Below are 13,321 nucleotides of genomic sequence, written 5' to 3'. Positions count from 1 at the left end.
CGCATTCTCAGGCGAGGCAACGCTCATGTCCGCAGCACCGCCGCGTGATGACGCAAGTGATCCTCGATGAAGGTGCTGATGAAGTAATAGCTGTGGTCGTAGCCCGGCTGCATGCGCAGCGACAACGGCTGCCCGACTTTCCTGCATGCGGCCTCGAATATCTCCGGACGCAGGTTCTCGTTGAGAAAACTGTCCGCGTCGCCCTGATCGATCAGGATCGTGCCGGGAAACTTCTTCTGCTGGACCAACTCGGTCGCGTCGTACTGTTTCCAGGTTTCGCGATCGGGTCCGAGCAGACGCGGAAACGCGTTCTCGCCCCAACGCACCTGCATCGGCGCGACGATCGGCGCGAATGCGGACACCGAGCGGAACCTGTCGCTGTGCTTGAGCGCGATCGTCAGCGCACCATGGCCACCCATCGAATGCCCGAAGATGCCGACGCGTTGCGTATCGATCGGAAAATGCTCGGCGATCAAGCTGGGCAATTCGCGGCTGCAATAGGTATACATGTTGAAGAATTTCGACCACGGCGCGACCGTGGCGTCGACGTAGTAGCCCGCTCCCGCCCCGAACTGCCAGTCGTCCGCCTCACCCGGGATGCCGGTGTTACGCGGACTCGTATCGGGCGCGATCACGATCAACCCGAGTTCCGAAGCCACACGTTGCGCGCCGGCCTTGATCGTGAAGTTCTCTTCCGTGCAGGTGAGCCCCGACAGCCAGAACAAGGCCGGCACGCGACCATGCTTTACCTGCGGCGGCTGATACACGGTAAAGCGCATCGGCCCATTGCATGCGACCGAATCGTGCCGGTAGAAACCCTGCATCCCGCCAAAACTCTTCTGTTCGGAAATTTTTTCGATTGCCGCCACGGGCATAGTCCTTGTCGTTGCTTGGGGAGCTTGTTCGAACCACGACGGGCACGACCCATTCCCCAAGGATTGACGAGGATTCTAGGGCGGCTTTGCGGTACGGGAAGAGATGTGCGAAATCTTGGAGCGACGCTACGCAAACTGTCCCGGAAGCGGGACATCAGCGACGCTCGAAGCCATTGCGGGGGCGCTTTCTACAACGCCTTGTGTCTGTAGAAGTCGGGCCCGATGAATCGGACCCTTGACCATGCTCCACAGACAACGCTAGCTCACTTGCTGCCGTTCGGCGCGGTCCACTTCTTGATCCAGGCATTCACCGTGTCGTGCCAGAGCACGCTGTTCTGCGGCTTGAGTACCCAGTGGTTCTCGTCCGGGAAAGTCAGCAGTTCACTCGGAATGCCGCGGCGCTGCAGCGCGGTGAATGCGGCCAGTCCCTGCCCGAGCGGAATGCGAAAATCCTTTTCGCTATGGATGACGAGCATCGGCACACGCCAGTCCTTGACGTAGTTGACCGGATTGAACTTCTCGTAGTTCGCAGGCGCATCCCACGGCGTCCCCTTGTTCTCCCATTCGGAGAACCAAAGTTCCTCGGTCGAATAACCCATCATGCGGTTGTCGAATACGCCGTCGTGATCGACCAGGCACTTCCAAGGCTGATTCCATTTGCCGGCGATCCAGTAAACCATGTAGCCGCCGTACGACGCGCCGAGCGCACAGGCGCGACTGCCATCGAGAAAAGTATACTTTTCCAGCGCCGCCGCCCAGCCCTTCTGCAGATCCTCGAGCGGCCCGCCGCCCCAGTCGCCCGAGATCGCATCGGTGAACGCCTGGCCGTAGCCGGTCGAGCCATGGAAGTTGACCATGACCACGGCGAAACCCTGGCCCGCGTAGGTCTGCGGATTCCAGCGATAACTCCAGTCGTTGCCGAACGCGCCCTGCGGACCACCGTGAATTAGGAACGCGACCGGATATTTCTTGCTCTTGTCGAAGCCGACCGGCTTAACAACGTAACCCTGCACGCTGTCGCCATTCGCACCCTTGAAGGTGAATGGCTCGAACGCGCCCGTATCGACGAACGCCATCTTCGTCGAATTCTGGTTGGTCAGTTCGGTGACCTTGCTACCGCTCGTCGCGACGCGGAACAGATCGGCCGGCGTCTTCAACGTCGTGCGCGCGAACACGATCTCGTTGCTGCGCACACTGTAGTCGTGCACCGAACCCTGACCTGCGAGTTTCGTCGCTTTGCCCGAGGCGATGTCGACAGCGAACAACGGATGCTCGCCGTTGTCGTCCGCAGTCGCGAACAGTGTCTTGCCGTCGGCCGAGAGCTTGAGCCCGCCGGCCGAACGATCCCATTGCGGATCGATCTCGCGCGTCGCACCGCTCGCCAGGTCCATCGCCATGATCGCGAAGCGATCCGCTTCGAAAGTAGGACGCTTCATCGCCAGGTAGTACAGCGTCTTGCCGTCGGCGGACGGCACGGGCGCGGTGTCCCAGGCGAGGTTCGCCGCGGTCAGGTTCTTCGGTGCGGCGCTGGCGTCGGCAGGCGCCGAGTAGATGTCGAAGTTGGTCGACCACGGCTCGCTGTTGCCGGCAATGCGTACACTGAAATACACGCTCTTGCCGTCGACGGAAAAAGCGAACTCGTCGTCTCCGCCGAACGGTTTCGAAGGCACGTCGCCATCGATATCTCGCGTCAGAAGTTTCGGCGCGCCGATTTTTCCGTCCGTGCCAACCATCGCGACGAACAGCTGCGAGCGGTGTCCGTCCGCCCATGTATCCCAATGGCGAACGAAGAGCTTGTCGTAAACGCGCCCGCTGGCCTTGCTTTTTCCCTTGTCGTCGTCACGCTTCTTTGTGCAAGCGATCGGATCGTTCTCCTTGCCGCACTGCGGATCGATGTCGAGCGACAACAACACCTGCCTGCCGTCCGCGGAAAATTTGTAGGCATTGATATCGAGCGCGAGATTCGTTGCCTGCAGCGCAGCGCCCTTGCCGCCGGCCGGCAGACGCCAGATCTGGCCCTTGTCCTGGTAATAGATCGCGCTGCCGTCGGCAGACCAGCGCGGCGCGGTGGCATTGGCCGCTACGTCGGTCAGCCGCAATGCCTGCGCCTTCGGATTGCCGAGCTCGATCGCCCAGATGCCGTTCTTGCCCTTGTTGTTCTCGTAGTCGGTTTCGCGCACCTGGTAGGCGACACGCTTGCCGTCGGGCGAGATCTGCGGGTCGCTGACGCGGTCGAGCATGACCAGATCGTGGATGCCGAACGGATGCGGCACCGATGCAGCGGCATTCACGGCGGCGAGCAGCGCAACGCCGGCAATTAGGATTCTCATGGGTTTCCTCGCAAAAAACGAAAGGCCCATGCTACCGACACGCCGGGCTCGGCGAAAGCCGGCGGCGGCGATGAGAGACGCCCGGGCTCCTCGAACCCGGGCCTTGATCAAAACGCGGGCCTTATCCGCCGCGGACCGTGATCCGCTCGCGCAGCGAGCCAGCTGCCCCAGCGCCAAGCAGCAGCGCCATCAGCACCAGCATCCAGCGTGCGTCAAGCGGCACCGGGCGCGCAGGCTGGCTCGACGCCGGCGTGTAGGTCGCCATGCCCGACACCGATTGTGCGCACGCGCTCACTGCTCCCGGACTGTTCCCCGAGTCGTAGCACGCCAGCGCCGTATTGGTCACCGGCGTCGGCGCGGCCGAGTACTTCGCCGTGAACACGATCACCAGTCGGTTTGGCGCCGTCGCCGGGGTCGCAACGCCGAGGTCGGAGCTCAGCAGGGCGTCCGCCACGATACGGTTGTTAGCCGCATCGAATGCACAGCTCGACACCGTCGACGATCCGAACGCTTGGCAGCTGACGCTGCCGGAGACGAAGGTGAGTCCGGCCGGCAACGGATCGCGCACCTCGGTGTACTGCGCGGCCGCGTTCTGGTTGTTGTCCACCACCACGGTCCAGTTCAGCGTCTGCAGATCAACCGCCTCTACCGACTTGCTGATGAACGGTGGATCAAACGCATTCGGCGGCGTCACCGTGACATGCACAGTCGCCGTACTGCACAGCGCCTGATACGGAGCCGGTTCGCACACCGTATAGGTGAACGAGTCCGTCCCGTTGTAGCCGTTGGCCGGCGTGTAGGTGTAGCTGCCGTCCGCATTCATCGTCACCGTGCCGTGGACCGGGTTGGTCGCCACGACGAACGTCGAACCCGGCGGATACACGTCGTTGCCCGATACGTTTCCGTTCACCGGACTGCCTTGCGAGGTGCTAACCGTATCGTCGTTCGCCTTCGGTCCGACCGCGATCGTCACCGTCGTCGAACCGCAGCGCGCGGGCGGACCGGAGTTGTCGCACACCGTGTAGGTGTACGTGTCGATATCGGTGAAGCCCGCATTCGGCGTGTAGGTGCAGTTGCCCGATGCATCGCAGCTCACCGTGCCGTGCGCCGGCTGCGTCGGCACCACCGAGGCCGGGTTGATCGTCGATCCCGCCGCCGTATCGTTCGCCGTCACATTGATCGTGACCGGCGTGTTGAACGGCGTCGTCCCGGAGTCCGGAGTCGGCGTGATCTGGCCTGGGTTGATCGTGGTCGTTGCCTCGTTGTTCGCCGGATTCGAATCCGGCGTGTCGCTGTCGGCCGTCGTCACGATCACCACCGGCGTCGCGCTGCTTGGCGTGAACGTGGTCGTGCAGGTGATGCTGCTACCCACTGCCAGCGTCGCCACCGGCATGCTGGGCGTACACGTCGTCGCTCCGGCCGGGGCGCCCGTCACCGTACAGATCGCGTTCGCCGCGGCATTCGGGCCGCCGTTCGTGCACGTCGTCGTCACCGTCACCGGCGTACCGATCGTCGCCGGCACCGTCGTCGGGCCCGTCGCCTGCATGTCCGCGATCGCCGTCGGCGTCTGCACGCAATGCGGATCATTCGCCGCACAGTTGGTCGGCGGCGTGCACGGGCTCTGCGTGCAGCCGGTCGGCGGCGGCGGCGGTGCACACGTCGCACCGGTACAGGTCGCGGGCTCGGTGATCGCGTTCGCGATGAACATCGTCCCATCCGGGATCGGGCTCACCGCCTTCACCGTCACCTTCACGCTCGCCGTGCCCGGCGTCGCTTCTACCTGCTCCGGCACACTGGCGAAGATGATCTGGCATAGCGTGCCGGCATTCTCGCCGCCCAGGCAATTGCTCGTCGCCGCGACCGTGCCGCTCGTCGCCGAGACGAAGGTCGTGTTCGCCGGCACGACTTCATTCACCGTGTATCCGGCCACGGCCGTGCCGCCAGTGTTCGTCGCGGTCAGGTCGTAGACGATCGATTGGCCGCCGACGATCGGTGTAGTCGTCGATGCATCGAGCGTCTTCACCGCAGTCACCGCCGCCGAACTCGGCGTCACCACGTCCGTCGCCGCCGTGTTGTTGCTCGTGTTCGGATCCGGGGTCGTGCTGCCCGCGGTCGTGACGATCTGGACCGTGCCCGCGCTCGTCGGTGTGAACGTGGTCGTGCACGTGATCGTACCGTCGACCGGCAACGGGTTGGGCGCAGGCGCCGGACTACAGGTCGTTGTGGCGCCGGCCGGCGTACCGCCGGGGAAGCCGACCACGCAGGTCGGATTGGCCGCCGGATCGGGACCTAAGTTCTTACACGTGGTCATCACCGTCACCGGCGTGCCGATCGTACCGGGAACGCTTGTCGGACCCGTCGCCTGCATGTCGGCTTGGGCGGTCGGCACCGAAACGCAGGTCGCGTTCGTCGGGCACGTGGTCGGCGGTGTCGCGCACACCGTGTTTGTCTCCGTACAGCCGGTCGGAGGCGTCATGCTCTGTGTCGCCACGTTGAAGATGCTCGTCGCACCGACCGGCAGCGGATTCGCGGTCGTGAAAGTCGCCTTCACTATTTGTGGTGCAGCGGCCGCGATTGGGTTCGTCACCGTGATCGTGCACAGCGTGCCTGCCGCCGCCGGCAAGGCGCAACTCGTCGTGCCGTTGCTGATCGCCGTGAACGTCGTGTTCTGCGGCACCACTTCATAGAACTGGTAGCCTGCCGCCGCCGTCGTGCCCGTCACCGTGTTCGTCACGGTCAGGTCGAACACCGCGTCCTGGTTCGCGCCGATTGGGTTCGGCGTTGATGCATCGACCGTCTTCACCACGGTTAGTGCGGCCGTGCTCGTCGGCACACTGGCGCAGGTCGCACCGGTCGCCGGACACGTGCTCGGCGGATTTGTGCACGCGGTGTTGCTTGCCGTGCAGCCCGTCGGCGGACTCGTCGTGTTCTGCGTCGCCAGGTTGAAGATGCTCGTGGTGCCTGCCGCCAGCGGGCTCGCCGTGTGGAACGTCGCTTTCAGCACCTGCGGCGAGCCCGACACCACCGGGTTCGTCACTGTGATCGTGCACAGCGTGCCTGCGGCTGCTGGCAATGCGCAGTCCGTCGTGCCGTTCGTCAGCGCGGTGAACGTCGTGTTCTGCGGCACCACTTCATAGAAGCTGTAGCCCGCCGCCGCCGTCGTGCCTGTCACCGTGTTCGTCACAGTCAAGTCGAACACCGCGTCCTGGTTTGCACCGATTGGGTTCGGCGTCGCTGCATCGACCGTCTTCACGACGGTCAGCGCGGCGGTCGAGGTCGGCACTGAGGCACAGGTCGCGCCGGTCGCCGGACAGGTGCTCGGCGGGTTCGCGCACACCGCTCCGCTCGCCGTGCAGCCGGTCGGCGGACTCGTCGTATTCTGCGTCGCCAGATTGAAGATGCTCGTTGTCCCTGCGGCCAGCGGGTTCGCTGTGTGGAACGTCGCCTTCAGCACCTGCGGCGCACCGGCCGTGACCGCGTTCGTCACCGTGATCGTGCACAAGGTGCCCGCCGCGGCCGGCAGTGCGCAGTCCGTCGTGCCGTTGGTCAGTGCCGTGAACGTCGTGTTCTGCGGCACCACTTCGTAGAAGCTGTAACCCGCTGCCGCCGTCGTGCCCGTCACCGTGTTTGTCACGGTCAAATCGAACACCGCATCCTGGTTTGCACCGATCGGGTTCGGCGTCGCTGCATCGACCGTTTTCGCTACCGTGACCGAAGGCAGCGTCACCGGATTGTTCGTGCAACTGTCCGGCGCCGTACAACTGGGACCGACCGGCAGCGTCGTGCACATGCCGTTAACTGCGCAGGTGTTCGGCAATGTCGTCGAGGCCAAGTTGAAGATGCCCGTCGTGTTCGCCGGCAGCGGATTGTCCACCACCACGGTCACGTCCACCGTTGCCGTACCATTGTTGGCCGATATCGGTGAAACCGTATCGATCCTGCAGGCCGTGCCGGCTGGGGCAGCCAAGCTGCATGCGGTCGAACCGGCCGTCGTATCGATCGCAGTCAGCTGCGTGTGCTGCGGCACCACTTCGTACGCCGAGCCCACGCCCGCCGTACCGCCACTGTTCTTGTAGGTCAGCGTGTACACGACTGTGTCACCGGCGCTCACTACGGTCGACGTTGTCGCCGCGCTGCCGTTTACGGTCTTCACCGCTTTCGTCACCGTGATGTCCGCCGGCGTGTTGAGCGGATTGGTGATCGAGCCGCTCGACCCCGTCGTGATCGTGCCCGTCGGCGGCGATGTGGTTGCCGTACCCCAACTGTAGTTCGTCGGTGCGGTCGGCTTGTTCGTCTCAGTCAAGATCGAGCACGTCGCGCCTTCCGGTACATTCACCGTCGTCGAACCCGTCGTTGCGGTGCCGGCCAAGGTCACCGTGCCCGTGTACGTGCCCGTGTCGCACACCAGCGAGAATGCGTAACCGCCCGGCGCGCCCGATGCCGGCGCGCCCGTCACCGTCTTGCCGATCGTCACCGCGATCTGGTTGCGCGACAGCGGATTGGTGATATTGCCGTTCGAGCCCGTTGCGATCGTGCCTGTCGGCGGCGTGGTCGTCGCCGTGCCCCAGCTGTAGTTCGTCGGTGCGGTCGGCTTGCTCGTCTCGGTCAACGCCGAGCACGTCGCGCCTTCCGGCACATTCACCGTCGTCGAACCCGTCGTTGCCGTCCCACTCAAAGTCACCGTGCCCGTGTACGTGCCGGTGTCGCAGGTCAGCGAGAACGCGTAGGCGCCCGGTGCACCCGATGCCGGTGCGCCCGTCACCGTCTTGCCGATCGTCACCGCGATCTGGTTGCGCGACAGCGGATTGACGATCGTGCCATTCGCCGTACCGCCCGCGGCCATCGCGGTCGCGCTCGGTTGCGTGTACGTCGCTGCACCCCAGGTGTAGTTCGTCGGTGCCGTCGGTCGCGTGCCTTCGGCGATCGTGCAGCTCGTTGAACCGGCCGGGATACTCACCGTCGTCGAACCCGTCGTCGCATTCGCTGCCACGTTCACTGTGCCGGGGTACGTCGCTGTCGGCGTCGAGCAGGCCACGTTGAACGGAAATGCCATCGCGCTCGTCGTCGCCGGGCCACCGGTGATGTTCTTCGTTACCGTCAACACGCCGGGATTGGCGCTCAGCGGATTGACGATCGTGCCCGAAGCCGTGCCGCTGGCGGCCATCGCCGTGGCGGAGGGCTGCGTGTACGTCGCCGCACCCCAGGTGTAGTTCGTCGGTGCCGTCGGCTGCGTGCCTTCGGTGATCGTGCAGCTTGTCGAGCCGGCCGGGATGCTAACCGTCGTCGAACCCGTCGTCGCATTCGCCGCCACGTTCACCGTGCCGGGGTACGTCGCTGTCGGCGTCGAGCAGGCCACGTTGAACGGGAACGCCATCGCGCTCGTTACGGCCGGGCCGCCCGTGATGTTCTTCGTCACCGTCAGCACACCCGGGTTCGCACTCAGCGGGTTGACGATCGTGCCACTCGCCGTGCCGCCTGCGGCCATCGCCGCGGCGGAGGGTTGCGTGTACGTCGCCGCACCCCAGGTGTAGTTCGTCGGTGCCGTCGGCTGCGTGCCTTCGGTGATCGTGCAGCTCGTCGAGCCGGCCGGGATGCTCACCGTCGTCGAACCCGTCGTCGCATTCGCCGCCACGTTCACTGTGCCGGGATACGTCGCTGTCGGCGTCGAGCAGGCCACGTTGAACGGGAACGCCATCGCGCTCGTTACGGCCGGGCCGCCGGTGATGTTCTTCGTTACCGTCAACACGCCGGGATTGGCGCTCAGCGGATTGACGATCGTGCCCGAAGCCGTGCCGCCGGCGGCCATCGCGGTCGCGCTCGGTTGCGTGTACGTCGCTGCACCCCAGCTGTAGTTCGTCGGTGCGGTCGGCTGCGTGCCTTCGGTGATCGTGCAGCTCGTCGAGCCGGCCGGGATACTCACCGTCGTCGAACCCGTCGTCGCATTCGCCGCCACGTTCACTGTGCCGGGGTACGTCGCCGTCGGTGTCGAGCAGGCCACGTTGAACGGGAACGCCATCGCGCTCGTTACGGCCGGGCCGCCCGTGATGTTCTTCGTCACCGTCAGCGTCGCCGGCTTGGGCGTGTTCGTAATCGTGCAGCTGAGCGCGTCACCCGCCGTGGGCGAAAACTCCGCCCACTGTTGTTGCGTGGCCTGGGCTGTGCCGTTGCCGCTGGGCAGCACCGTGGGCGACCCGCTGGTTGAATTGGTACAGGACAATGCGGTGCTGTAGTTGCTCGGTGCTTGGTCGGCGCCCGCTCCGTTGGTCAAAAGCGCTTCGGAAAACTGCATGGTCGATCCGGCCGGCAGTACGATCTGGCCGGTGGTTGCGCTCGTGCCGGCGCCCGAGGTCGTTGCATTGCCGCCCGTTACCGCAATGCCGCCCGATGTCATCCGCACCTGGAATTGGTCGCTGGCGACAGCACGGCCGCTAGGCACCTGCTTGGTCAGGGTTACCCATACTGGCGTGGGCGTGTTCTGGCAGGCATTAGCCGAGAAGGTTCCGGCGCCGGTGCCCGTCACCGTCGCGGAGACGTTGTTGAACAGGCCCTTGCCCGCGCTTCCGTTGCAGATGTCAGGACCTGATCGACCTGAGTTGATCGTGAAGCGCACGGTCATCGTGTACGTATCTGTTCGACCGTTGGCGAGAGTCCGGTTGGTGGTGGTCAGCGACCACGGCCCGGAATTGTTTTGCGGCACCGAAAGCAAAGTCCCGCCGCTGCTGCCGCCACCGCCGCCGGTGCGGCTCAATGTCTGCAGGCTGTTGATGGTCACATCCCCATCGAAAGACGGGGTATCGGTCAGCGAATAGGTCCGCGATCCGCCGGAAGAGTTGTCCACGACAATCGTGTAGGTGATGTCGTATTGCGTCCCCGAAACGAGAACCGGCGCCGACGCCGTTTTGGTTACGGTCACCGGACCATCGTCGTCGATGATCGTGTAGTCCCAGGTTGTCTGCACCGACGCACCGCAGGTCGCGCTGGAGGCGAGCAAGAACGGGGGATTCGCCCCCGACGCAGGCTGGATCGTGAATACGATGTCCCTGTTCGACTGCTGCACGGTATTGCCAACAACGTAGACCGGGAGTTGAAACAGGCCGGTCGTCACGCCGTCGTAGGTGCCGGCAGGCACGTTTATCGTGAGAGTGGTACTAGTTCCCGTCGCGGTATTGGTGAAATAGTCTGTGCCGATTACGGCGGTGCCGCCGGTGATCTTGACAGTAACGGTGAAAGCCGCAGCGACGGTACCGTTGACGCGCAGTGTCGGCCGGTTGGCGAGAAGATTCGTGCCGGTGTCGCCTTCCAGATCCGAACTGCTCGCGCTGACAAAATCCACGAACGGTGCAAGGTTGATCTGGATGTTGTCGAGGAAATTGCCAACCGAATTGCTGCCAGAACCGGTGCTGATCGATTCGAAGCCAATGCTGTTGACGCCGTTGGCGCCGGAGTAGAAGAAGGTGCCGCTGTAGTCCACCCAGCCGTTGCCGCCGGACACCGGGGTGTTCGCCGTGCCTTGGCTGACAACCGGGGTGGTGAAGGTGCCGTCGTTCGTGGTGCTGACCTGCACCAGACTGTTCGTGGCGCCGACCTTCATCTGCGCGACGTCAGGTACGGTTGCGCTGCCGCGGCCGCGATGGCTGAATTGCCAGTTGATCTGCTCGCCATTGATGAAGCAGATATTCTGGTAGATGCGCGAGGACTGCTGCGCGTTCAACTCGGCGAAGTTGTTGCCGCTCCTGGCGGTGACGCCATTGAACCCGCTGTTCCACATCTCGATAAGAGGCCCGGTCTGCCCGGCGGCAGGACTGGTACAGCTTCCAGTACCCGTCGCAGACGGATGCGTCGTTTCCCATCCCGGTACGAGACTGCTGGGTATTTGCACATAGCAGCCGCCTGCCGGCGACAGGGTGGGCGACTCGAAGCTCGGATTGACGAAGCTGCGCTGCACTTGGGCAAAGGCCGGCGCGGCTATGCAAACTGCCAGAAACGCCAAGCAGGCGAAGGTCTTCTTCGCCAGGTTTGCCGAAACGTTCACACGCATGATTTGCATCTCAATGGCAGCCGGACGCGCCGAGCAACCTGCTCGCATGGTCGTAGACAGAGAGGGTGAAGCCGCGTTTTCCACTGCTGCGGCAGTCTTTCGGCGCGTGCCCGCTTGAAACGAGCTTGAACTCGGCACGATCGATACAGACCTGCGACGGGAAACAACACCTTTTACGAGCGCTATCCACGACATGTTTGCTTTGCCCCTGACAAATCCGACACAAGTCAACCCGTGCCGGCGCCGACCATTTGGCCGCGCGACAAGGTTTATGGTTTACGAAGATTTGCAGCTCTTAAGCAACATCCGTGCCATTGCGGCACGATCTTGCGCGAAAGGTCCGAAAACCCATCCATACATGCGACTTTGGCGGCGCCGCACGCATAGAGCGACTGTCAACCACATCACAAAGGATAGCAGGGAATGTGACTTAGTCGACGCTTAAGTTTGGTCAAAATGTGACGCTGTTCGGCAGTTGGTCGAGGCCGCGCGGAATGCTAACGACGTCAGCATTCGCAAGCTGGACGCGGCACCCCGCAAGCGGAAGTGCCGGATCGGTACTCGGTTGAACGCGGAGTTACGACGACGATGCCGTCGCCGGCACGCGGCCGTACTTGTCCTCGAGCCGGACGATATCGTCCTCGCCGAAATAGTCGCCGCACTGCACCTCGATCAGATGGATGTCGGTGTCGGTCGGATTTTCCAGGCGGTGCAGGGTTTCGACCGGAATGTAGCAGGACTCGTTGCGCTTGAGCAGGAATTCCTTGTCGCCGACTCGCACTTTGGCCGTGCCGTAGACGACGGTCCAATGCTCGCTGCGGCGATGGTGCAGCTGCAGGCTCAGCACCTGGCCGGGCTTGACCGTGAGGCGCTTGACCTTGCAGTCGTTCTCGTCCTCGAGAATGGTGTAGCTACCCCACGGCCGGCGCACGGTCTGATGATGGCGCGCGCTCTCGTGGCCATCGTCGCGCAACTGCTCGACGACCTGCTTGACCTGCTGTGCATGTTCGCGATCGGAAACGAGCACGGCGTCGCCGGTGTCGATGATGACGAGATCCTTCACCCCAACCGCGGCGACGATGCGCTTGTCGCTCTGGATGTAGCAATTCTCGCTGCCCACGACGATCGCCTTGCCGACCACGCGGTTGCCAGCGGCGTCCGGTTCGGCCGCGGACGGAATCTCACTGACTGCCTTCCACGAGCCGACATCGCTCCAGTCGAAGCCCGCGGCAACGACGGCTCGACGCGGCGCGCGCTCCATCACCGCGTAGTCGATGGAGATGTCTGGCTGGGCGAGGAACTTTTCCTTGTCGTACTCGACCGGGCTCTCGTGCGTGCGCGCGCTGGCGTGGCAGGCTTGCGCGGCGGCAAGCACGTCCGGACAAGTCTGTGCAGCGGCGGCGAGCAGCACGTCGGCGCGGAAGCAGAACATACCCGAGTTCCACACGTAGTCGCCGCTGGCTAGATATTCCTTCGCTTTGTCGAGGCTAGGCTTCTCGACGAACGCGGCAATTTCTCTTTGTCCACTTTCACCAATTTGCGCGCCCTGGCGGATGTAGCCGAAGCCCGTGTCCGGATGCTGCGGCGGAATGCCGAAGGTGACGAGCCAGCCTTCCTGCGCCAGCCCCTGCGCACGCGCGACGTCGGCGACGAAGGAGTCGACATCGGCGATCAGGTGATCGGCGGCGAGGATCAATAGGTTCGCGTCTGCGCCGAAATGCTCGCGCACGTACAGTGCGGCAAGCACGATCGCCGGGGCCGTGTTGCGCCCCGCAGGCTCGAGCAGGAAACGCATGCGATCGATCTTCGCATCCGGATGGCGCGCGTATTCGTCGCGGTTGAGGAAATAGAAATCGCGGCCGGTAACGGTGAGTACGTTGCCCCCGTCCGCCACGCGCAGCGCGCGCGTCAGCGTCTTGTACAGGAGCGACTCGCCGTCGGCCATGCGCATGAACGGTTTCGGATACGCACTGCGCGATACCGGCCAAAGACGGGTTCCGGCACCGCCGGAAAGGATTACTGGGATCAACATCGCTGCACCTCCAACATTGCGCGATCGTCACCGATCGCCTGATTCA

4 protein-coding genes are annotated in these 13,321 nt (G+C 63.9%); all 4 read right to left on the bottom strand.

The features are described 5' to 3' along the window. Nucleotides 1-23: 23 nt before the first annotated feature. The 4 genes from fghA to F455_RS0108720 all read right to left on the bottom strand — a co-directional run bounded on the left by fghA (nucleotide 24) and on the right by F455_RS0108720 (nucleotide 13,275). Complete coding sequence (fghA, locus tag F455_RS0108740; protein ID WP_018972907.1) at nucleotides 24-875, bottom strand: S-formylglutathione hydrolase; 852 nt, start codon at nucleotides 873-875, stop codon at nucleotides 24-26. 263 nt (nucleotides 876-1,138) lie between these two features. Next, nucleotides 1,139-3,205 (bottom strand): S9 family peptidase, encoded by a 2,067-nt coding sequence (locus tag F455_RS0108735; protein WP_018972906.1) that lies wholly within the window; start codon nucleotides 3,203-3,205, stop codon nucleotides 1,139-1,141. 121 nt (nucleotides 3,206-3,326) lie between these two features. After that, nucleotides 3,327-11,243, bottom strand: a complete 7,917-nt coding sequence (locus F455_RS0108730) for a DUF5979 domain-containing protein (protein ID WP_157578551.1) — start codon at nucleotides 11,241-11,243, stop codon at nucleotides 3,327-3,329. A gap of 577 nt (nucleotides 11,244-11,820) precedes the next feature. Beyond that, on the bottom strand, nucleotides 11,821-13,275 hold the full coding sequence (locus F455_RS0108720) for a mannose-1-phosphate guanylyltransferase/mannose-6-phosphate isomerase (RefSeq protein ID WP_018972904.1): 1,455 nt from the start codon (nucleotides 13,273-13,275) through the stop codon (nucleotides 11,821-11,823). Between the last annotated feature and the right edge of the window lie 46 nt (nucleotides 13,276-13,321).

Source organism: Rudaea cellulosilytica DSM 22992 (assembly GCF_000378125.1).
In the GTDB taxonomy this organism is placed as follows: domain Bacteria; phylum Pseudomonadota; class Gammaproteobacteria; order Xanthomonadales; family Rhodanobacteraceae; genus Rudaea; species Rudaea cellulosilytica.
This window is presented reverse-complemented; position numbering and strand designations above follow the sequence as displayed.

Excerpts from the sequence above, each read along its gene's own strand:
- fghA (WP_018972907.1), bottom strand. The coding sequence starts at position 875 with ATGCCCGTGGCGGCAATCGAAAAAATTTCCGAACAGAAGAGTTTTGGC.
- F455_RS0108735 (WP_018972906.1), bottom strand. The coding sequence starts at position 3,205 with ATGAGAATCCTAATTGCCGGCGTTGCGCTGCTCGCCGCCGTGAATGCC.
- F455_RS0108730 (WP_157578551.1), bottom strand. The coding sequence starts at position 11,243 with ATGCGTGTGAACGTTTCGGCAAACCTGGCGAAGAAGACCTTCGCCTGC.
- F455_RS0108720 (WP_018972904.1), bottom strand. The coding sequence starts at position 13,275 with ATGTTGATCCCAGTAATCCTTTCCGGCGGTGCCGGAACCCGTCTTTGG.